This is a genomic window from Leisingera thetidis (assembly GCF_025857195.1).
GTDB lineage: Bacteria > Pseudomonadota > Alphaproteobacteria > Rhodobacterales > Rhodobacteraceae > Leisingera > Leisingera thetidis.
In genome coordinates, this window is record NZ_CP109787.1 from 866773 (window position 1) to 884868 (window position 18096).

Sequence of the window (18096 nt, forward strand, 5' to 3'; positions counted from 1 at the left end):
ATATTTCCGGGGGGGAACCATGAAAACCATATTTGCTGCCGCTGCCATCGGGCTGTCCGGCCTTTTTGCTGCGTCTGCCGCTGCCGACACCTGCGGCGGTGTCTACACGGTGCAGCCTGGTGACAGCCTGTCGGTGATTGCTGACAAGATGTATAAGGATGCGGGCAAATGGAGCGCCATCCACAACCGCAATATCGACCAGATCGGCCCCAAGCCGGGTGCCATCCGGGCCGGCATGAAACTGTCGCTGGCCTGCCTCGAGGGGCTGCCGCTGGGCCTGCCGGGCGGCAAGGCGGTCACTGCAGCCGCCCCAGCTGCGGCAGTGCCGGTCAAGGTGGCACCCGGCAACGCCGCGGTGCGCAGCAGGATCAACCTGCTGACCGGAGACGATTACGCGCCCTTCACCTCCAAGGCTGCGCACAACGGCGGCTTGATCACCGACGTGGTGAATGCGGCCATGACCAGGGCGGCGCCGTCCGAAGGCTATGCCATTCACTGGGTGAACGACTGGTCCTCGCATTTCGACCCGCTCCTGTCCAATGCGCTGCTGGACCTGGGTTTCCCCTGGTACAAACCGGACTGCGCGACAATGCCGGACAGCGACCGTTGCCAGAACTTCCACTTCTCCGAGCCGATGTTCGAAACCCTGATGCTGCTTTTTGCGGATAAGGACCGGCCTTTCGCCTTCGAGAGCGACAGCGACATCGAGGGCAAGACCCTGTGCCGCCCCGCCGGCTACCTGACCTTCGACCTGGACGAGCGCGGCCGCCGCTGGATCGCCGGCAAGAAGATCACTCTGAAGCAGCCGCACAAGGTCAAGGATTGTTTCGATATGGTCGCCGCGGGCGAGGCCGATGCGGTTGCCATCAACGAATTCACCGGCCGCAGCGTGATGAAGGAACACGGCATCACGGACCAGTTCACCGTGCTGCCGCAGCCCCTGTCGGTGCTGGGCATCCATGTGGTGGTCCACAAAACCCACCCGCGCGCGGAGGAAATGCTGGCAATGATCAACAAGGGGCTGCGCAATATCCAGCAGGACGGCAGCTACCAGACCATTGTCGAAGACCACATGGCCCGGATCTGGGCCGGGTTCTGAGGGAGGATGCCTGCATGAAACGGTTCTTCTCCCGCCTGCTGCAGCTTGCCGCCCTGTTCGCGGTGGCGCCGGCTGCGGCCTGGGCGATCTGCGATGTCGAATATGCGGCGCAGCCGGGGGACACGCTGTTCTCCATTGCGGAAACCCACTACGGCGACCGCAACCGCTGGACCATGGTCTATTACCGCAACCAGAAACTGCTGGCGGGCGCCACCGTGCTGCCGGGCCGCAAGCTGTTCATCCCCTGCATCACCGGCGCCACCGCGCCGGATGCAACGCCGCTGCGCCAGGACAAGGCAGAGCTGACGCTGCTGACCGGCAGCGGCTATGCGCCCTTCACCGACCGAAGCCTGCCGGGGCAGGGCATGGTGACAGAGCTGATCAACGCGGCGCTGGAACTGGCACCGGCACCGGTCAGCTATTCGGTCAGCTGGGAGGATGACTGGTCCAAGCACCTGTTCCCGATGCTGGACAAGAAGGAATTCGACATGGGCTTCCCCTGGCTGAAGCCCGACTGCACGGCGGATCCGGACAATGAGCGCTGCGCCAATTTTCACTTCTCCGATCCGGTCATGACCCTGCCGGTGATGCTGTTCGTGCGGGCAGGCAGCGGTTTCGAGTACAAAGGGGACGCCGACGTCGAGGGCAAGACCCTGTGCCGCCCGGCCGGTTACTTCACCCATGATCTGGACCGCAGCGGGCGGCGCTGGCTGGACAGCGGCAAGATCACCCTGGTGCAGCCCGCAACCCCGGCGGATTGTTTCCGCATGGTGGCAGAGGGGCAGGTGGATGCGGCGGCGGTGAACCTGTTCCTGGGGGCCAATACCATCGTCCTGGAAAACCTGCGCGACACCGTTGTGCCGTTGGAGAAACCGCTGTCGGAGGAAGGCCTGCATGTGGTGATTTCCAAGCGCCACTGGCGCGGCACCACGCATCTCTACCGGATCAACGCAGGCCTGCAGAAGCTGCGCGAAAGCGGCCGGTTCGAAGAGATCATGTCGCGCCATCTGGAGCTGTTCTGGGCCCAGCTGCAGTAACGCCTTCGCTGCCCGGCTGGATCAGAACGCCTTGCGGGCCGCCAGATAGCCGGCCTCGGCGGCCAGTGCGCTGGCAGTCTTGGGGCCTGCCTGGCAGCCGTTTGCAAGGTCCAGGTAGTAGGCGGCCAGGCCGGCGCCGGTCATCTGCTTCAGGCTCAGCGCTTCGGCCCGGGCTGCGGCGCGGGCCGGACCGGCATGCTGGGGGGACAGGGCCTGCGGGCGTTCGCCGCTCAGCGCCTGTTCGCGCGCCACGTTCCGGGCCAGGCCACGGGAAGTGCCCTCAGTCAGAGGGGCATCAACCGGCTGGCCGCCTGCTTCCGCGATTGCAGGCTGCTTCTGATAAGCAGCCTGCATCTGCTTCATGCTGTTGTACAGGCTGGCGGTGCTGGAGACTGCGGAAAGCATTTCGATTACCCTTCGTTTCGATCTTGAAACTCACTTTATTATAATTTTACGTAACATGGCGGGGAATTCCCGGGGCTGGTTAACAAAGTGTTAACGGCGGGTGTATGGGGCGGAGCTTGGCCGGTTGCGGTCTTGCCGTTCGCGCCAATCAGGCAGATGCTGCCGCGGCAGGCCGACTCAGGGAGGATTCATGATTTCAGCCAGCCTGGAAACGCCGGTCGGACCGCTGAGCGTGGTTGAGCGCGACGGTGCCATTGTGCGGCTGGCCTGGACGGCAGAGGCCTCCGGGCAATCGGCGCTGCTGACCCGGGCGCTGGACCAGCTTCGGGCCTATTTTGCCGGTGAGCTGACGGCGTTCGACCTGCCGCTGCAGGTGGAGGGCTCGGATTTTCAGCGGGCGGTCTGCGCGGCCATGCTGGCGATCCCCTTTGGTGAAACCCGCACCTATGGCGAAATTGCCAGCAGCCTGGATGCCGCGCCGCAGCCGGTGGGCAATGCCTGCGGCGGCAATCCGATTCCGGTGCTCATCCCCTGCCACCGGGTGCTGGGCGCCTCCGGCCTTGGCGGCTTTTCCGGTGCCGGCGGTGTGGAGACCAAGGTGGCGCTGCTGAAACATGAAGGCGCTGCCAGCCTCCTGATTTGACCGGCCCGGCTCTCAAGCCCCGGGTGCGCGCTTCTTTCTGGCTGGAAAATACTCCGGGGTGAATGCGCGCCGCGAGGGGCGCAGAGGGGCAGCGCCCCTGCCGCCGGGCGGCTCACACCGCAGAGGACTTGCGCTGCCGTTCCGGCACGATCTGCTGGGCAATGCCGACAAACAGCAGATAGACCGAGGTCGCCACCAGCCCCCAATGCGCCCAGCTGGCGGGGTGGAAATCAACCCAGGCGGCCCAGCCGGCAAAGAAGGTCCAGGCCAGCGCCACCGGCAGCGAGACCTTGCGCCAGCGTTCCGTGCGCACCGGATGGATGAATTTCAGCGGCAGGAACATGGCAATGGACAGGAGCGTCACCAGCACCAGGCTGGTCCAATGGCTGGGTTCCAGCGCAAAGATCACCAGCACCAGCATGTTCCAGCAGCCGGGGAAGCCGGAAAAGGAATTGTCCTTGGTCTTCATCCTGGTGTCGGCAAAATACATCGCGCTGCCGAAGGTGATCACGATGATCGCAAACCAGCCGGTCCAGCCCGCCATCAGCCCCGATTGGAACAGGGCAAAGGCCGGGATGAAGACATAGGTGAGATAGTCGATGATCAGGTCGAGCAGCACCCCGTCAAATTCCGGAGAATAGCGTTTGACGTGGTAATGCCGGGCCAGCGGGCCGTCGATGCCGTCAACGGCAAAGGCCACCACCAGCCAGACGAACATCAGGCTCCATTTGCCTTCGGTGGCGGCCAGCATCGCCAGCATGGCAAACACGGCACCGGTTGCAGTCAGCAGGTGAACGGTCAATGCGCGGATCTGAGGTGTCATCCGTCCCTGATGGCAATTTTGCCCCGTGGCCGCAAGCGCTCAATGCAGCTTTGAGCGGAAATCCGTATCTGCCGCAAACTGGATGCGGGCCATGCGGCGGCCATGGCGAGCGGGGTCGGTAATACCGGGAGAGGAAAATGGCGGCTGGGCTGGCAGCTTGCCCACCGTCTCTCCCGGAAGGCCGCCAGGCGGCGGGGCAGGGGCGGCAGGCGCGCCGTCGGCGGACAAGGCAGCAAAACCAGGTGCAGTCATGGCAGAATCCCTTCTGGATCATTTGCCCCATCAAGCCTGTGCTGCCTTAACAGAGGCTTTCCGCAAGCTGCCGGATTGCCTTGCATTTTAATGAAACCGGAGGGAAACCGGTCAGCCGCGGCAGCTGCCGCCGGCCTGCACCGGCGGGGCAGGGCGCAATGCCACGGGAGCAGAAGGCGCGGCAGCCGCCGGGTTTCGGCCGCAGCAGCGCGTGGCAGCCCGGGCAGTCAAAGAACCGCTGGCAGGCGTCCGGCGGCATCTCTTCCGCCGCTCATGTCACGCCTTCGGGTGGGCGCGCATGTAGACCTCCATCAGGTGCGTCGTGTCCACCGCGGTATAGGCCTGGGTGGTCGACAGCGAGGCATGCCCCAGCAGCTCCTGGATGGCGCGCAGATCGCCGCCGGCCTCCAGCAGATGGGTGGCAAAACTGTGCCGCAGCGCATGCGGGGTTGCGGTTGCGGGCAGCCCCAGCTGGGCCCGGGTCCGGGCCATCACGCCCTGGATCTGGCGCGGATTGAGCGCGCCGCCGCGCACCCCGCGGAACAGCGGCGCGTCCGCCTCCTGCGGATGCGGGCACAGCTCAAGATAGCGCGCCACCGCATCGCGGGCGGCTGGCAGCACCGGCACCACCCGCTCTTTCCGGCCCTTGCCCAGGATGCGCAGCACCGCAGGCAGCGGCGCGTCGCGGCCCTTGAGGCCGAGCGCCTCGGAAATCCTGAGGCCGCAGCCGTACAGCAGCGTCACCACCGCCGCATCGCGCGCCGCCACCCAGGTGGTCTGCGATTGCAGCTCCACCGTTTCCAGCACCGCCCTGGCGGCCTCCGGCGCCAGCGGGCGCGGCAGCTTCTTCTGGAACTTGGGCGAGCGCGCCAGCAGCACCGCGGCCGGCTCGAACCCCTCGCGCCCGGCCAGCCATCGGTAGAAATTCTTGACCGCCGACAGCTTGCGCGCCAGCGACCGGGCGCCGGTGCCGGAGTTGCGCTCGGAAGCCATCCAGGCGCGCATGTCGGCGGTGGTGATCCGCGCCAGCGCGCCCAGCCCCTGCGGGCCGCCGGCATGGGCGGTCATGAAGGCGAGGAAGGCGGTGACATCGCCGCGGTAGGCGGCGAGGGTATTGGCAGAGGCCTCCTCCAGCCCGGCCAGCCGCTGCAGCCACAGCTGCAGGGCGTCGCGGCAGGCCGGGGAGATCATGGTCATGACAGCCAGCAGCGCATCGCCCGCTCGAACACGCCGCCGAAGAAGGTCAGGAGATCGGTGCCCTGCATCGGCGAGAACTGGTGCGGGTCTTCCGAACCCATCACCAGCATGCCGGGCAGGCGCCCGTCGCCGAGGTCCAGCATCAGGCAGGCTTCCGAGCGGATCCACTCCGCCTTGGGGCCGTAGATCCGCGGGCTGCCGGCCTGGGTCTGGCGCAGGGTCACCTTCCGCAGGCTGCCGGGCTGCCCGGCATAGTTTTCGGTGAAGCCGGGACCGGCCAGTTTCAGGGAGCCGGATTTGCGCTCCACCTCGGCGCCGCCGGGCTGGGCGGTTTCCAGAACCAGTGCCAGGGCGTGGACGCGCAGGATCTCCGGCAGGTCCTGTTCCAGGCACGCGAGAAAGGCGGCAAAGTCCCGCGGCTCCAGCAGCCGCAGCACGGCACGGTGGATCAGGTTGGTGCCGGCCAGATTGTCATAGGCCGCGGCAATGACCGAGCGGTGGGTATCCTCCAGCCGGTCGAGCCGGGCCGCCATCCGCTCCATCGCGATGCCGCGCAGATCAACGACATTGGAGCCCATCGCCCGCTCATTGGCGGCGACAAGCGCGTTCATCAGGTGCTGGTCCTCCAGCACGGCGTCGGGTTTGGCGAGGATCGCCTCGCGCAATTGGTCTTCCAGGCTGATTGAATTGCTTGAACTGCTCATGCGTGAACTCTTGCGGCTCCGGACCTCTGGCGGGTTTGGACCTGTGTATAACACGGGATGCAGGCAATGCTGCGGAAAAATGCAGCTGTGGCGGAAATTGCTGCGGCGGGGGCTCCCGCCCGTCGCCGGTGCATTGGCATGCCCCGCTCCCGTTGGGCCGGGCGCCGGGCAAATGCCCGGCGCTGCGCCGCAATCCGGGGAGCACGGAGGCGCGGGAAGGCACTGCCTTCCGGACAACGGCTCCGCAAGGAAAAAGGCGCCCCGGAAGCGGAGCGCCTTTCAACAGCTCTGATCTGCTTGCCGGATCAGAGGATCTTGATCTCGGCCGCCTTGATGTCGGCAAGAAAGGCGTCCAGGCCCTTGTCGGTCAGCGGGTGGTTCACCATCGCCTTGATCACGGCGGGCGGCGCGGTGATCACATCGGCGCCGATGCGGGCCGAGTCCAGCACGTGGTTCACCGAGCGGATCGAGGCCGCCAGGATCTGGGTCTCAAAGCCATAGTTGTCATAGATGGTGCGGATGTCCTCGATCAGCTCCATGCCGTCGAGGTTGATGTCATCCAGACGGCCGATGAAGGGAGAGATGAAGGTCGCCCCCGCCTTGGCCGCCAGCAGCGCCTGGTTGGCAGAGAAGCACAGGGTCACGTTCACCATGTGGCCCTCGTCAGTCAGCGTCTTGCAGGCCTTCAGGCCGTCCCAGGTCAGCGGCACCTTGACGGCGATGTTCCCGGCGATCTCCACCAGCTTGCGGCCTTCGGCGATCATGGTTTCCGCGTCGGTCGCGGTCACTTCCGCCGACACCGGGCCGTCGACCAGATCACAGATCTCCTTGGTCACTTCGATGATGTCGCGGCCGGATTTCTTGATCAGCGACGGGTTGGTGGTGACACCGTCCACCATGCCCAGGTCGTTCAGCTCGGCAATCGCGCCGATCTCGGCAGTATCTACGAAGAATTTCATGGGGCAGTCCTTTGGATGGGTTGGCCTCGGTCGTCCCAGCCTTTACCTCATGGGATTACGGGCGGCAACATGGGCAGCAGCATGAGCGGGCAGGAGTTCTTTCAGGCAGGCGAACGGGTCGGGGTGCTGACCACGCAACCCCTTGACCGGCTTCTGGATTACCGCGCGCCTGAGGGCGGCTGCTTCCTCGGCGCCTATGTCGAGGTGCCGCTGGGCCCGCGAAAAGTTCTGGGCGTGGTGTGGGGACCGGGAGCGGGGGATTTCGATTCGGCCAGGCTGCGGTCGGTGATCCGGGTTCTGGACGTGGCCCCGATGCGCAGCGAGATGCGCCGCTTCCTGGGCAAGGCGGCCGATTACACCCTGACGCCGATGCCCGCGATGCTGCGGCTGGCGACCCGGGCGCCGGGGCTCGGCGATCCGCCCTCGATGCGCAAGATCCTGCGCCGCGGCGAAGGCGTGCCCGACCGGATGACCGAGGCCCGCACCCGGGTGCTGGAGGTGATGGCGCAGTATGGCGGTCTGGCTTTCACCCCCCGCGAGCTGGCGGACATGGCGGATGTGACGCCTTCGGTGGTGAAAGGGCTGGTGAAACAAGGCGCCCTGCGCGAGGAGGAAGCGCCGCGCGACCTGCCTTATCCGCATCTCGATCCGGAGCTTCCGGGCAAGGAATTGACCGAAGACCAGGCCGGGGCAGCGGCGGTGCTGGAAGAGGCGGTGCAAAGCGGCCGCTATGGCACCACCTTGCTGAAGGGCGTCACCGGTTCGGGCAAAACGGAAGTCTATCTGGAGGCGGTTGCCGCATGTCTGCGCGCCGGGCGCCAGGCGCTGGTGCTGCTGCCGGAGATCGCGCTGACCGCGGAATTCCTGACCCGGGTTGAGGCGCGGTTCGGCGCGAGACCCGCCGAATGGCACTCCGGTGCTACCATGACCGAGCGCCGCCGGGTCTGGAAAATGGTCGGGCAGGGGGCCGCACAGCTGGTGATCGGCGCCCGCTCGGCGCTGTTCCTGCCGTTCCGCGACCTCGGCCTGATCATCGTCGATGAGGAGCACGACACCTCCTACAAGCAGGAGGACGGGGTGCTCTACAACGCCCGCGACATGGCGGTGCTGCGGGCGGCCATGTGCTCGGCGCAGGTGGTGCTGGCCTCGGCCACGCCGAGCCTGGAGAGCTGGGCCAATGCGGAGGCCGGGAAATACACGCGGCTGGATTTGACCTCGCGCTTTGGCGCCTCGGTGCTGCCGGACATGCGTGCGGTGGATATGCGCTCCGAGGACTTGCTGCCCTCGACCTGGATTTCGCCAACGCTGAAGCAGGCGATGAAACTGCGCATGGAACGCGGCGAGCAGTCGCTCCTGTTCCTGAACCGCCGTGGCTTTGCGCCCGTCACCATCTGCCGCGCCTGCGGCGCGCAGGTGGCCTGCGACCATTGCGATGCGCGGATGGTGGAGCACCGCTTCATGAAGCGGCTGATGTGCCACCAGTGCGGCGAGACCAAGCCGGTGCCGGAAGTCTGCCCCTCCTGCGAGGTGGAAGGCAAGATGGCCCCGGTCGGCCCCGGCATCGAGCGGCTGGCCGAAGAGGCCACCTCCCTGTTCCCCGAAGCGCGGATTGCGGTGCTGAGTTCCGATCTGTTCGGCTCTGCCCGCGCACTGAAAAGCCGGATCGAGGAAATTGCGAAGGGCGAGGCCGACATCATCCTGGGCACTCAGCTGGTGGCCAAGGGGCACAATTTTCCGCTCCTGACGCTGGTCGGGGTGATCGACGCCGACCTCGGGCTGCAGGGCTCGGACCTGCGCGCGGCGGAGCGGACCTTCCAGCTGATGCGCCAGGTGGCGGGCCGGGCGGGCCGCGCCGAACGGCCGGGCGAGGCTTTGATGCAGACCTTCCAGCCCGAGCACCCGGTGATCCGCGCCATCCTGTCGGGGGATGAGGAAAGCTTCTGGAAAGCTGAAGCCGCGGAACGTCAGGCCGCCGGCGTACCGCCCTATGGGCGCATGGCCGGGATCATCCTGTCGGGCCCGGATCTGGCGGCGGTCTTCGACCTTGGCAATGCGATGGCCCGCAATGACGGTCCCTTGCGCCAGATCGGCGCCCAGCTGTTTGGCCCGGCCCCCGCACCGATTGCCCGTGTCCGCGGCCGCCACCGGGTGCGGCTGCTGGTCAAGGCCGCCAAGGGTGTGCCGCTGCAGGACGCGATCGGCCGCTGGATTGCGCCGCTGCGGCTGAAGGGCGATCTGCGCCTCAGCGTCGATATCGATCCGCAAAGTTTCTATTGAGGCCCTGCAGCTGGGGGCTCTGCCCCCGGCCTGCGGCCTCCCCCGTGATACTTGGGGCCAGATGAAGTACGGATCCCTTGTTCATCTGGCCCCAAAGATCCCGGAGCGCGAGGCGGAACCTCGCATGAAATCCGTATCACGCTGCGGCGCTTCCGGGCCGAGCGCGGGTCAGGGCACTGGTGGCCATCGCCCCGATCCACATGCAGAGCAGCGCCGCCCAGGCGGTGCCTGCAAAGATCGAGGTGCCGGTGACGCCGGCGCCAATGGCACAGCCGCCGGCCAGCATGCCGCCGAACCCCATCAGCGCGGCACCGGTCATCGCCTTGCGCATGGCGGCCGGGCCGTCAAAAGCCTGCAGTTTCATTTCCCCGGCCAAAGCAGCGGCTATCATGGCGCCGGCGAACACGCCCGGCACCAGGCCGATGTCGAAGTCCAGCACCGCGTCCCGGTCGAGGAAGAACATCAGCGTATGGGCGGAAGGCCCGGTGAAAGTGGCGCTTTCGATCTGCACCGGATCGAAGGCGACCCGGCTCAGCGCGTAGGTCAGCACCCAGCCCAGCGCAACGGCGAACCCGACACCGGAGGCAAAGACCAGCCGGACCGCGCCGATCCGGCTGCGGCGCGCCAGCACCAGGGCCAGGGCGGCGGTGGCCAGCCCCAGCGCCAGCCCGGCGGCCTGCGGCAGCCCAAGCGCCGCCAGCAGGTCCAGATTGCGCCCGCCTTCGGTGATCCACAGGCGGGCCAGCCAGTCGCGGGACGGCGACAGCAGGCCGGACAGGCTCATCTGCGCCACCACCGCAAAGATCAGACCCGAAACGACCGACCGCAGGTTGCCGGTGGCCGCCAGCACCAGGAGCCGCCCGGAACAGCCGCGCGCCAGCACCATGCCGCAGCCGAACATCAGCCCGCCGAGGATGGCGCCGGACCAGCTGCCCGGCACCGCCATCATCCGGGCATCGGCGCTCGCCATCAGGCCCAGCAGCTGCGCCGCCTGCACCCAGACTGCCGCGGTGGAGAAGGTCAGCAGCCAGACCGCCACCCTGCCGCCCAGCCGGCCGCTGGCAAATTCCACCGTGGCCGCCCGCAGGCAAAACCGCGAGCGCTGTGCCGCCACGCCGAAGACGATGCCCGTCACGAGGCCCAGCAGCGCCGCCGCAGGCGCCTCGCCAAGGCGGTCAGCCAGGGGAACCAGATCCATTGCGCACCTCCAAATTCATGAAGCTGCATATGTCATGCGCAAGGGCAGTGTCTTGATGCAGATCAGAGAGCCGCCTGCGGGCGCATCTGCGCGCTGGTGCGAAGGTGCATGTGCAACCGCATCTTGCCTCTCGCCAAATGCGGTGCGGAGGCGTAAATGCAATGCATGTTCAAACCGATGCCCCTGCATGAGGCGCAAGGCCTCCCGTTCTGGCGCCGTCCCGTGACGCTATTGTTCCTGATGGCGCTGGCGATGCCGATTGCCTTCAACGCCTGGAGCGCGCTGCTCAACAACTTCGTGATCGAGGCGGCGCAGTTCGATGGTGCCGACATCGGCCTCTTGCACACGGTGCGGGAGATCCCGGGCTTTCTGGCCGTCGGGGTAATCGCCGTGATCCTGTTTGTGCGCGAGCAGGTGCTGGGGCTGATCTCGCTTGCTCTGCTGGGGGTGGCCACGGCGGTTACGGCCTGGTTCCCGTCGCTGGGCGGTCTTTTGATGGTGACGCTGCTCAGCTCGATCGGCTTTCATTACTATGAGACGGTGAACCAGTCGCTGCAGCTGCAATGGCTGTCCAAGGAGAAGGCGCCGCAGACGCTGGGCTGGCTGGTCGCGGCCGGGTCCGCCGCGACGCTGGTGGTTTACGGGCTGATCGTGTTGACCTGGGACCGGTTCGATCTCGCCTATAACACCGTGTTCCTGGCTGCAGGCGGCGCGACGGCGCTGATCGCGCTGTTTGCGCTCTTTGCCTACCCGCAGTTCGACGCGCCGCATCCGCAGACCAAGAAGCTGATCCTGCGCAAGCGCTACTGGCTTTATTACGCGCTGCAGTTCATGGCCGGTGCGCGGCGGCAGATCTTCGTGGTGTTTGCCGGCTTCATGATGGTCGAGAAGTTCGGCTTCGAGGTGCACGAGCTGACCGGGCTTTACCTCATCAACCTGGTGATCAACATGACGGTGGCGCCGATGCTGGGCAAGGCGGTGTCGGTGTTCGGCGAGCGGCGCACGCTGATCTTTGAATACGCCGGCCTGGCGATTGTCTTTGCGGCTTACGGCGGCATCTACTGGTTCGGCTGGGGAGTGGTGATTGCAGCGGTGCTCTATGTGATCGACCATGTGCTGTTTGCCCTGGCGCTGGCGCTCAAGACCTATTTCCAGAAGATCGCCGATCCGGGCGACATCGCGCCCACCGCCGCGGTGGCCTTTACCATCAACCATATCGCGGCGGTGTTTCTGCCGGTGCTGCTGGGCTTGCTGTGGGTCTATTCGCCGGGCATGGTGTTTGCTCTGGCGGCGGGCATGGCGCTGATCTCCCTGTCGCTGTCGCTGCTGATCCCGCGCCATCCGGAGCCGGGAAACGAGACCATCTTCAGCAAATACGCCAGCCCGGCGCCGGCCGAATGAGCCTTCCCGCCCCGTGGCACCAGCCGCGGGCCGGGCGGGGCGCTTGACGCGGGCGGCGCGGCAGCCTAGGCGCAGGGCAACAGTTTCAGGAGAGACGCGATGCCCACTTTCACTGCCCTCACCACGCTCCCCGGAAAAGCCCAGGCCGAAGCGCTGGGCGAAGCCATGGAGCGGCTGAACCCGGAACCCACCGGCGTCGGCGTCTTTGAAATGGAAGACGGCTCCGGCCTGTGGGAGGTCGGCGGCTATTTCACCGAGAGCCCGGACGAGGCAGGGCTGGCATTGCTGGCGGCAATGCACAAGGCCAGGCCCTTTGCCGTCTCCGAGGTGCCGGAAACCGACTGGGTCGCCCATGTGCGCCGCGAGCTGGCGCCGGTCGAGGCGGGCCGCTTCTTTGTCTATGGCTCCCACGACGCGGACAAGCTGCCCGCGGACCGGGTTCCGCTGCTGATCGAGGCGGCGATGGCCTTCGGCACCGGCCACCATGGCACCACATTGGGCTGCCTCAAGGCGCTGGACCATCTGCTGGACCAGGGCTTTCGTGGCGGAAAAGTGGCGGATATCGGCTGCGGCACCGCGGTGCTGGCGATGGCGGCTGCCCGGGTCTGGGACGGCACCATCCTGGCCAGCGACATCGACCAGGTGGCGGTTGAAGTGGCCGAAGCAAACCTTAAAGCCAATGGCATGGAAGGCCAGGTCATCTGCCTGGAGGCGGCCGGATTCGACCACCCGGATCTGCGGGCGCAGGCGCCCTTCGATCTCATCTTCGCCAATATTCTGAAGGGTCCGCTGGTGGCGCTGGCCCCGGACCTGGCGGCGAATCTGCGTCCCGGCGGCTATGCGATTCTCTCCGGCATTTTGAACGAGCAGGCCGATGGCGTGACCGAAGTTTATGCACAGAACGGCATCAATCCGGAGCGCCGCGACGAAATTGGTGAATGGACAACGCTGCTTCTGCGCAAAGCGGGCTGATTGATTTAAGTTTGCGGCGAATTTGAATGGTTTGCCGCATTTTCGCCGCATTCCGAACCAAAGATGGGCCATCCGCTGGTGGGGGCCAGTTCGGAGGCTCGCAATGGGCGAACATCGTGATCAGTTCCAGGCGCGTTTGAAGCAGATCAACCGCAAACATGAGGCCCTGTCCGGGGGCTATTCGGCAAAACTGCGGCCGGACGGGCTGCTGGTGGTAAAGCCGCGCAGGGTGCAGTCCCGGATCTCGGGGCGCACGCTGGTGTTCTTTGCGGCGGCGTTTCTGCTGTTCAAGGGCATCCTGATGGCAGCGCTGGGGTTCGGCAGCTACGACGAACGCGTGCAGACGCTGGCAGGCGGCACCGCGCTTGAGCGCGCCGGTGCCTTTCTGATGCAGGCCGACCCGGTATCCGTCTTTGCCGCACAGAAGATCCGGCCGATGCTTCGCTGACGGCACAGTCAGCGAACGGGCTGCGGAAAGGCCGCCGGCAGGGGGAGCCGGCGGCCTTTTTCCGTGCCCGGGCTGCGGCGCCGGGCAGGCAATAAAAAACGCCGCGGCCTGTTCAGGTCCGCGGCGTTTCCCCAGTCGCCCCGAGGGAGGAGGCAGGGCGGAAAAAGGGGGTCTCAGAAGACGGTTTTGCCATTGGCGACGTTTTCGATATCGCCGCGGCTCATGCCGATGTCGGCCAGTTCGCGGTCGGTCAGGCCCGACAGGGCGTTGCGGGTTGCGCGGGCGTCGTTCCAGGCGGCAAAGGCGCCGGCGGCGGTGGCGGCCAAAGCGCCGATACGGCCAATCAGGCCGGTGGAACCATAGGTGGTGCGGGTGGTGTCAAATGCGGCCATATCCGTGTCCTCTGATTAGCTGTTAGCATCCGTCGCGTGATTGCGATGGCGGGCATCTAGTAAGGAAAAAACTGCGCAGCAAGGCCCGAAACTGCATGTGTCATATGCAATTCCTGCATAGCTTGACGCCTTATAAGCAAAGGCCATTTGCGGGGTTTCGGAAAACGGCGGGAAATGTCGCTCCCGCCGCTGCGGAGGGTCGGTTTCAGGCGCTGCCGCCGGCTTCTGGCGTTTCCACGGCCAGGGAAAGCAATTGGACATGTTCGCCTTTTGTGCTAATCGTGGAAAAAATAATTCCGAACACGCGGGCAGGGACCGGGCACATCATGCGGATTTTGGGTATCGATCCGGGGCTGCGCACCCTCGGATGGGGGGTCATCGAATCAAATGGCGCGCGGCTGTCCCATGTGGCCAACGGTCTTTGCAAGTCTGATGGGGATGATCTGGGGGAGCGGCTGCTGTCGCTTCACAATCAGGTCACCGAGATAATCGCAGCCTTTGCGCCGGATCAGGCGGCGATCGAACAGACCTTCGTGAACAAGGACGGCGCCGGCACGCTGAAACTGGGCCAGGCGCGCGGGGTGGCGCTGCTGACGCTGGCCAAGGCCGGGCTGCCGGTGGGCGAATATGCGCCCAACCGGGTCAAGAAGACGGTGGTGGGCGTGGGCCATGCCGAAAAGGAGCAGGTCATGCATATGGTCAAGCTGCAGCTGCCCGGCTGCGACCCCAAAGGCGCCGATGCGGCGGATGCGCTGGCGATTGCCATCTGCCACGCCTATTACGGGGGCACGCAGCAGCGGCAACTGAAGGAGAAACGCGCATGACTGGCTGGCTGGCATGATTGGCAAGCTGACGGGCCGTCTCGACTATCGGGCGCAGGATCACGTGCTGATCGACGTGCGCGGGGTCGGCTACATCGTCTACTGCTCCGACCGCACCCTGGCGGCGCTGCCGGGGCAGGGCGAGGCGGTGGCGCTCTATACCGACATGGTGGTGCGCGAAGACCTGATGCAGCTCTACGGCTTCCCCTCGCTGATGGAGAAGGAATGGCACCGGCTGCTGACCTCGGTGCAGGGGGTGGGGGCCAAGGTGTCTCTGGCCATCCTCGGCGCGCTGGGGCCGGACGGGGTGAGCCGGGCGATCGCGCTTGGCGATTGGGCCTCGGTCAAGGCGGCCAAGGGTGTCGGCCCCAAGACCGCGCAGCGCATCGTGCTGGACCTCAAGGACAAGGCGCCCGGGGTGATGGCGATGGGCGGCACCGTGGCGGACGCGATGGACGGCCCGGGGCTGGAGGTCATCGAGGACGCAGAGCCATCCGCCGCCAAGCCGGCCCGCAAGGTGCCGCCGAAGAAGCCGAGCGGCGCCGCTGCGGCCTCGGCCGGGGCGCTGTCGGCCCTGGGCAATCTCGGCTATGGTCCCTCGGATGCGGCAGCGGCGGTGGCAGAGGCGGCAGCGATGTATCCGGATGCGGATGAGCCGGACCTGATCCGCGCCGCGCTGCGCCTGCTGGCGCCGAAGGGGTGATAAGGTGAGGTTTGAAGCGCGATGCTCCGCCTGGCCGCAAGGCCGGGCAGCGCCCGACCGCCCCCACGGGCGGGCGCTTCGCTTCCACCCTCGGCCGGCCGCCGCCCGGCGGGCAAACACATTAGGCAGGAAGAGGAATTCCCTTGATTGACGCCGACCCCGCCTTGCGGCCCGAACCGCTGCCCGAGGACAGCGCCGCGGACAACGACCGCGCCCTGCGCCCGCAGGGCCTGTCCGAGTTCATCGGCCAGGCCGAGGCCCGCGCCAACCTCAGCGTTTTCATCGAAAGCGCCCGCCGCCGCGGCGAGGCGATGGACCACACGCTGTTTCACGGGCCCCCCGGCCTCGGCAAGACCACGCTGGCGCAGATCGTCGCCCGCGAGCTGGGGGTGAACTTCCGCATGACCTCCGGCCCGGTGCTGGCCAAGGCGGGCGATCTGGCGGCGATCCTCACCAACCTCGAATCCCGCGACGTGCTGTTCATCGACGAGATCCACCGGCTGAATCCGGCGGTGGAGGAGGTGCTCTATCCGGCGATGGAGGATTTCGAGCTGGACCTGGTGATCGGCGACGGCCCGGCCGCACGCACCGTGCGGATCGAGCTGCAGCCCTTCACCCTGGTCGGGGCCACCACCCGGATGGGGCTGCTGACCACGCCGCTGCGCGACCGTTTCGGCATTCCGACCCGGCTGCAGTTCTATACCATCGACGAGCTGTTTGAGATCGTCCGCCGCAATGCCCGAAAGCTGGGCGCGCCCGCCGACGACCAGGGTGCCCGCGAGATCGCGCGGCGCGCCCGCGGCACCCCAAGGATCGCCGGGCGGCTCCTGCGCCGCGTGGTGGACTTTGCGGTTGTGGAGGGCGATGGAACCATCACCCGCGAACTGGCCGACGGCGCTTTGACGCGTCTGGGGGTGGATCAGCTGGGGCTGGATGGCGCCGACCGCCGGTATCTCAGGCTTCTGGCCGAAAACTACGGCGGCGGCCCGGTGGGGATCGAGACGATCTCGGCCGCGCTCAGCGAAAGCCGCGACGCGCTGGAAGAGGTGATCGAGCCCTACCTGCTGCAGCAGGGGCTGATCCAGCGCACGCCCCGGGGCCGGATGCTGGCGCAGAAGGCCTGGACCCATCTCGGCATGGCGCCGCCGCGCAGCCAGAACGACCTGTTCGGCTGAAAACAGGGTGCACTACCATAAGTTGTGTCAGCCTTGCTGTCCAATTGTTTCGCGCGCGAAACATTGCGGCAGCAAGGCTGACCTAATGGCGAGGCGCCGGATCCTCTTCCAAACAAGGCGCTCCCGCCCGCGCCCGGCGCATCAAAGATGCACTTGGCGCCGTTGGGCCGGGCGCCGCGCGGGCGCGCCTGACCCGGGCCGCGCCGCGTCAGCGGCGCCGGGCCCAAGGCTGCTTCCGGCGGCCTGGCGCAGCCAGGAGGCCGGACAGGCGCGGGAGCCTCCCCCTTGCCGCCGTCCGGCGCAGACGGCATAGACGGGGCAAGACGAAGGAGATGCATATGACCGCCCAGTTGCCTGACCTGACGCCGGAGCAGATCGAAGCCCTGTTCACCCGCAACGACGGCGCTTACGCCTTTGCCCGCTGGGGGCGGCCGGTGGCGCCGATCGTGTTCGGGGTGCAGGACGAGACGCTGAAGACCATCAAGGGCGCGCTGGAGGCGGTGATGACTCTGGCGGGCCACCGGATGGCCGAGACCGACCCGGAACTGGGCTCCAACCTGATGTTCTTTTTCTTCCGCGGCTGGGACGAGCTGCTGGCGGTGCCGGACCTGGACCGGCTGATCCCCGGGCTGGCGCCGCTGGTCGCACGGCTGAAAGAGGCAGATGCCAGCCAGTACCGCGCCTTCCGGTTTGACGATCAGGGCGGCATCAAGGCGGCCTTTGTCTTCCTGCGGATGAAAGGCGCACTGGCGCAGATGCCGGCCGAGACCCTGGCGCTGACCCAGGCGGTCCAGGTGGCGCTGATGTGGGGCGACAGGGCCTTTGCCGAAACCTCGCCGCTGGCGGTGCTGCCGGAAACCGGCGCCACCATTCTGCGCCCCGAGATCGCCGGTGTGATTGCTGCGGGTTATGACCGGCTGATGCCGGTGGCGGCAGAGGACAAATCCCATGCCCTGCGCCTGTTTGCGCGCCTGCAGGCGCCGGCGGCAGTGCCGCCGCGGTCCTGATGCGCGCCTTCGTCGGCCTGCCGCTGCCCGATGCAGCCCTGGACGCGCTGGAACGCGTGCAGGAGGGGCTGGCCGCGGGGCGTCAGGTGCCGCCGGAGAACCTGCACCTGACGCTGGCCTTTCTGGACGACCAGCCGGAGCCGGTGCTGGAAACCCTGCATCAGGAGCTGGCCGGGATCAGAGCGCCGGCGCTGGAGCTCCATTTCACCGGTCTGGAGACCTTCGGAGGCAAGCTGCCCCGGCTCCTGGCGGCAGCGGTGCGGAAAACGCCGGAGTTGAGCCATCTGCGGCACCGGGTCCGCAGCGCCTGCCGGTCGGCCGGCATAGAACTGGCCCGCGAGCGCTTCCGCCCGCATGTGACATTGGCGCGCTTTCCCCGGCATCTGGAAGCCGGGCAGGTGGAGAAGATTGCGCGCTTCCTGGCCGCTGCGGCCGGCTTCCGGCTGGATGCCGAGGCTGACTGCTTCGCGCTGTACCAGTCCACTCTGGCCCCCGAAGGCGCACGCTATGACCTGCTGGCCGGATACCCGCTGGAGGGGTGATCCGCTTGCGGCGCCCCGGCGCTGCCCCTAGGCTGCGCGCA

At 66.8% G+C, this 18096-nt stretch carries 20 protein-coding genes; 12 read left to right on the forward strand and 8 right to left on the reverse strand.

Features of this window, described 5'->3' with window-relative positions:
• The first annotated feature begins 19 nt into the window (after window positions 1-19).
• The gene (locus OKQ63_RS04060) at window positions 20-1099 is read left to right on the forward strand and encodes a transporter substrate-binding domain-containing protein (RefSeq protein WP_264212691.1); all 1080 of its coding nucleotides are present in this window, start codon (window positions 20-22) and stop codon (window positions 1097-1099) included.
• 14 nt (window positions 1100-1113) lie between these two features.
• The gene (locus tag OKQ63_RS04065; RefSeq protein ID WP_264212692.1) at window positions 1114-2136 is read left to right on the forward strand and encodes a transporter substrate-binding domain-containing protein; all 1023 of its coding nucleotides are present in this window, start codon (window positions 1114-1116) and stop codon (window positions 2134-2136) included.
• A gap of 21 nt (window positions 2137-2157) precedes the next feature.
• Here the strand turns inward: OKQ63_RS04065 and OKQ63_RS04070 are convergent, their stop codons facing one another.
• Window positions 2158-2541, reverse strand: a complete 384-nt coding sequence (locus tag OKQ63_RS04070; protein WP_264212693.1) for a hypothetical protein — start codon at window positions 2539-2541, stop codon at window positions 2158-2160.
• 190 nt (window positions 2542-2731) lie between these two features.
• On the opposite strand from OKQ63_RS04070, the gene OKQ63_RS04075 reads away from it, so the two are divergent.
• Window positions 2732-3184, forward strand: coding sequence for a methylated-DNA--[protein]-cysteine S-methyltransferase (locus tag OKQ63_RS04075; protein WP_264212694.1), 453 nt, complete (start codon window positions 2732-2734; stop codon window positions 3182-3184).
• A 112-nt stretch (window positions 3185-3296) separates the two neighbouring features.
• Here the strand turns inward: OKQ63_RS04075 and OKQ63_RS04080 are convergent, their stop codons facing one another.
• The 5 genes from OKQ63_RS04080 to fsa all read right to left on the reverse strand — a co-directional run bounded on the left by OKQ63_RS04080 (window position 3297) and on the right by fsa (window position 7119).
• Window positions 3297-4007 (reverse strand): CDP-alcohol phosphatidyltransferase family protein, encoded by a 711-nt coding sequence (locus OKQ63_RS04080; protein ID WP_264212695.1) that lies wholly within the window; start codon window positions 4005-4007, stop codon window positions 3297-3299.
• Window positions 4008-4305: 298 nt separating this feature from the next.
• Window positions 4306-4518, reverse strand: coding sequence for a GDCCVxC domain-containing (seleno)protein (locus OKQ63_RS26035; RefSeq protein WP_350356294.1), 213 nt, complete (start codon window positions 4516-4518; stop codon window positions 4306-4308).
• 17 nt (window positions 4519-4535) lie between these two features.
• Window positions 4536-5456 (reverse strand): tyrosine recombinase XerC, encoded by a 921-nt coding sequence (locus tag OKQ63_RS04085; RefSeq protein ID WP_264212696.1) that lies wholly within the window; start codon window positions 5454-5456, stop codon window positions 4536-4538.
• Window positions 5453-6160 (reverse strand): DUF484 family protein, encoded by a 708-nt coding sequence (locus tag OKQ63_RS04090; protein ID WP_264212697.1) that lies wholly within the window; start codon window positions 6158-6160, stop codon window positions 5453-5455. Before OKQ63_RS04090 ends, OKQ63_RS04085 begins: the two co-directional genes overlap by 4 nt.
• A 305-nt stretch (window positions 6161-6465) precedes the next feature.
• The gene (gene fsa / locus OKQ63_RS04095) at window positions 6466-7119 is read right to left on the reverse strand and encodes a fructose-6-phosphate aldolase (RefSeq protein WP_264212698.1); all 654 of its coding nucleotides are present in this window, start codon (window positions 7117-7119) and stop codon (window positions 6466-6468) included.
• Window positions 7120-7200: 81 nt separating this feature from the next.
• Between fsa and OKQ63_RS04100 the strand changes: the two genes are divergently transcribed.
• Window positions 7201-9396: a primosomal protein N' gene (locus OKQ63_RS04100; RefSeq protein ID WP_264213873.1), complete on the forward strand. Its 2196-nt coding sequence runs from the start codon at window positions 7201-7203 to the stop codon at window positions 9394-9396.
• A gap of 136 nt (window positions 9397-9532) precedes the next feature.
• Here the strand turns inward: OKQ63_RS04100 and OKQ63_RS04105 are convergent, their stop codons facing one another.
• Window positions 9533-10594, reverse strand: coding sequence for a YeeE/YedE family protein (locus OKQ63_RS04105; RefSeq protein WP_264212699.1), 1062 nt, complete (start codon window positions 10592-10594; stop codon window positions 9533-9535).
• Between the two features lie 165 nt (window positions 10595-10759).
• Here OKQ63_RS04105 and OKQ63_RS04110 point away from each other — a divergent pair, with 165 nt between their 5' ends.
• From OKQ63_RS04110 to OKQ63_RS04120, 3 genes are all read left to right on the forward strand, one after another.
• Window positions 10760-11995 carry an MFS transporter gene (locus OKQ63_RS04110; protein WP_264212700.1) on the forward strand — a complete coding sequence of 412 codons (1236 nt, stop codon included), beginning with the start codon at window positions 10760-10762 and terminating at the stop codon, window positions 11993-11995.
• 99 nt (window positions 11996-12094) lie between these two features.
• Window positions 12095-12967, forward strand: a complete 873-nt coding sequence (locus OKQ63_RS04115; RefSeq protein WP_264212701.1) for a 50S ribosomal protein L11 methyltransferase — start codon at window positions 12095-12097, stop codon at window positions 12965-12967.
• 103 nt (window positions 12968-13070) lie between these two features.
• The gene (locus tag OKQ63_RS04120) at window positions 13071-13415 is read left to right on the forward strand and encodes a hypothetical protein (RefSeq protein ID WP_264212702.1); all 345 of its coding nucleotides are present in this window, start codon (window positions 13071-13073) and stop codon (window positions 13413-13415) included.
• A 173-nt stretch (window positions 13416-13588) separates the two neighbouring features.
• Here OKQ63_RS04120 and OKQ63_RS04125 read toward each other — a convergent pair whose 3' ends face one another.
• Entirely contained in the window at window positions 13589-13807 is a 219-nt protein-coding gene (locus tag OKQ63_RS04125; protein ID WP_264212703.1) for a DUF1127 domain-containing protein, read from the reverse strand.
• A gap of 326 nt (window positions 13808-14133) precedes the next feature.
• Between OKQ63_RS04125 and ruvC the strand changes: the two genes are divergently transcribed.
• From ruvC to thpR, 5 genes are all read left to right on the forward strand, one after another.
• Window positions 14134-14631 carry a crossover junction endodeoxyribonuclease RuvC gene (ruvC, locus tag OKQ63_RS04130; protein ID WP_264212704.1) on the forward strand — a complete coding sequence of 166 codons (498 nt, stop codon included), beginning with the start codon at window positions 14134-14136 and terminating at the stop codon, window positions 14629-14631.
• 13 nt (window positions 14632-14644) lie between these two features.
• Window positions 14645-15331, forward strand: a complete 687-nt coding sequence (ruvA, locus tag OKQ63_RS04135) for a Holliday junction branch migration protein RuvA (protein WP_264212705.1) — start codon at window positions 14645-14647, stop codon at window positions 15329-15331.
• 143 nt (window positions 15332-15474) lie between these two features.
• On the forward strand, window positions 15475-16506 hold the full coding sequence (ruvB, locus tag OKQ63_RS04140) for a Holliday junction branch migration DNA helicase RuvB (RefSeq protein WP_264212706.1): 1032 nt from the start codon (window positions 15475-15477) through the stop codon (window positions 16504-16506).
• A gap of 338 nt (window positions 16507-16844) precedes the next feature.
• A complete protein-coding gene (locus OKQ63_RS04145; protein WP_264212707.1) occupies window positions 16845-17513 on the forward strand; it encodes a hypothetical protein in 669 nt (222 codons plus the stop codon).
• Window positions 17513-18055 (forward strand): RNA 2',3'-cyclic phosphodiesterase, encoded by a 543-nt coding sequence (thpR, locus tag OKQ63_RS04150; protein ID WP_264212708.1) that lies wholly within the window; start codon window positions 17513-17515, stop codon window positions 18053-18055. The genes OKQ63_RS04145 and thpR overlap by 1 nt, the downstream gene beginning before the upstream one ends.
• Window positions 18056-18096: the final 41 nt, after the last annotated feature.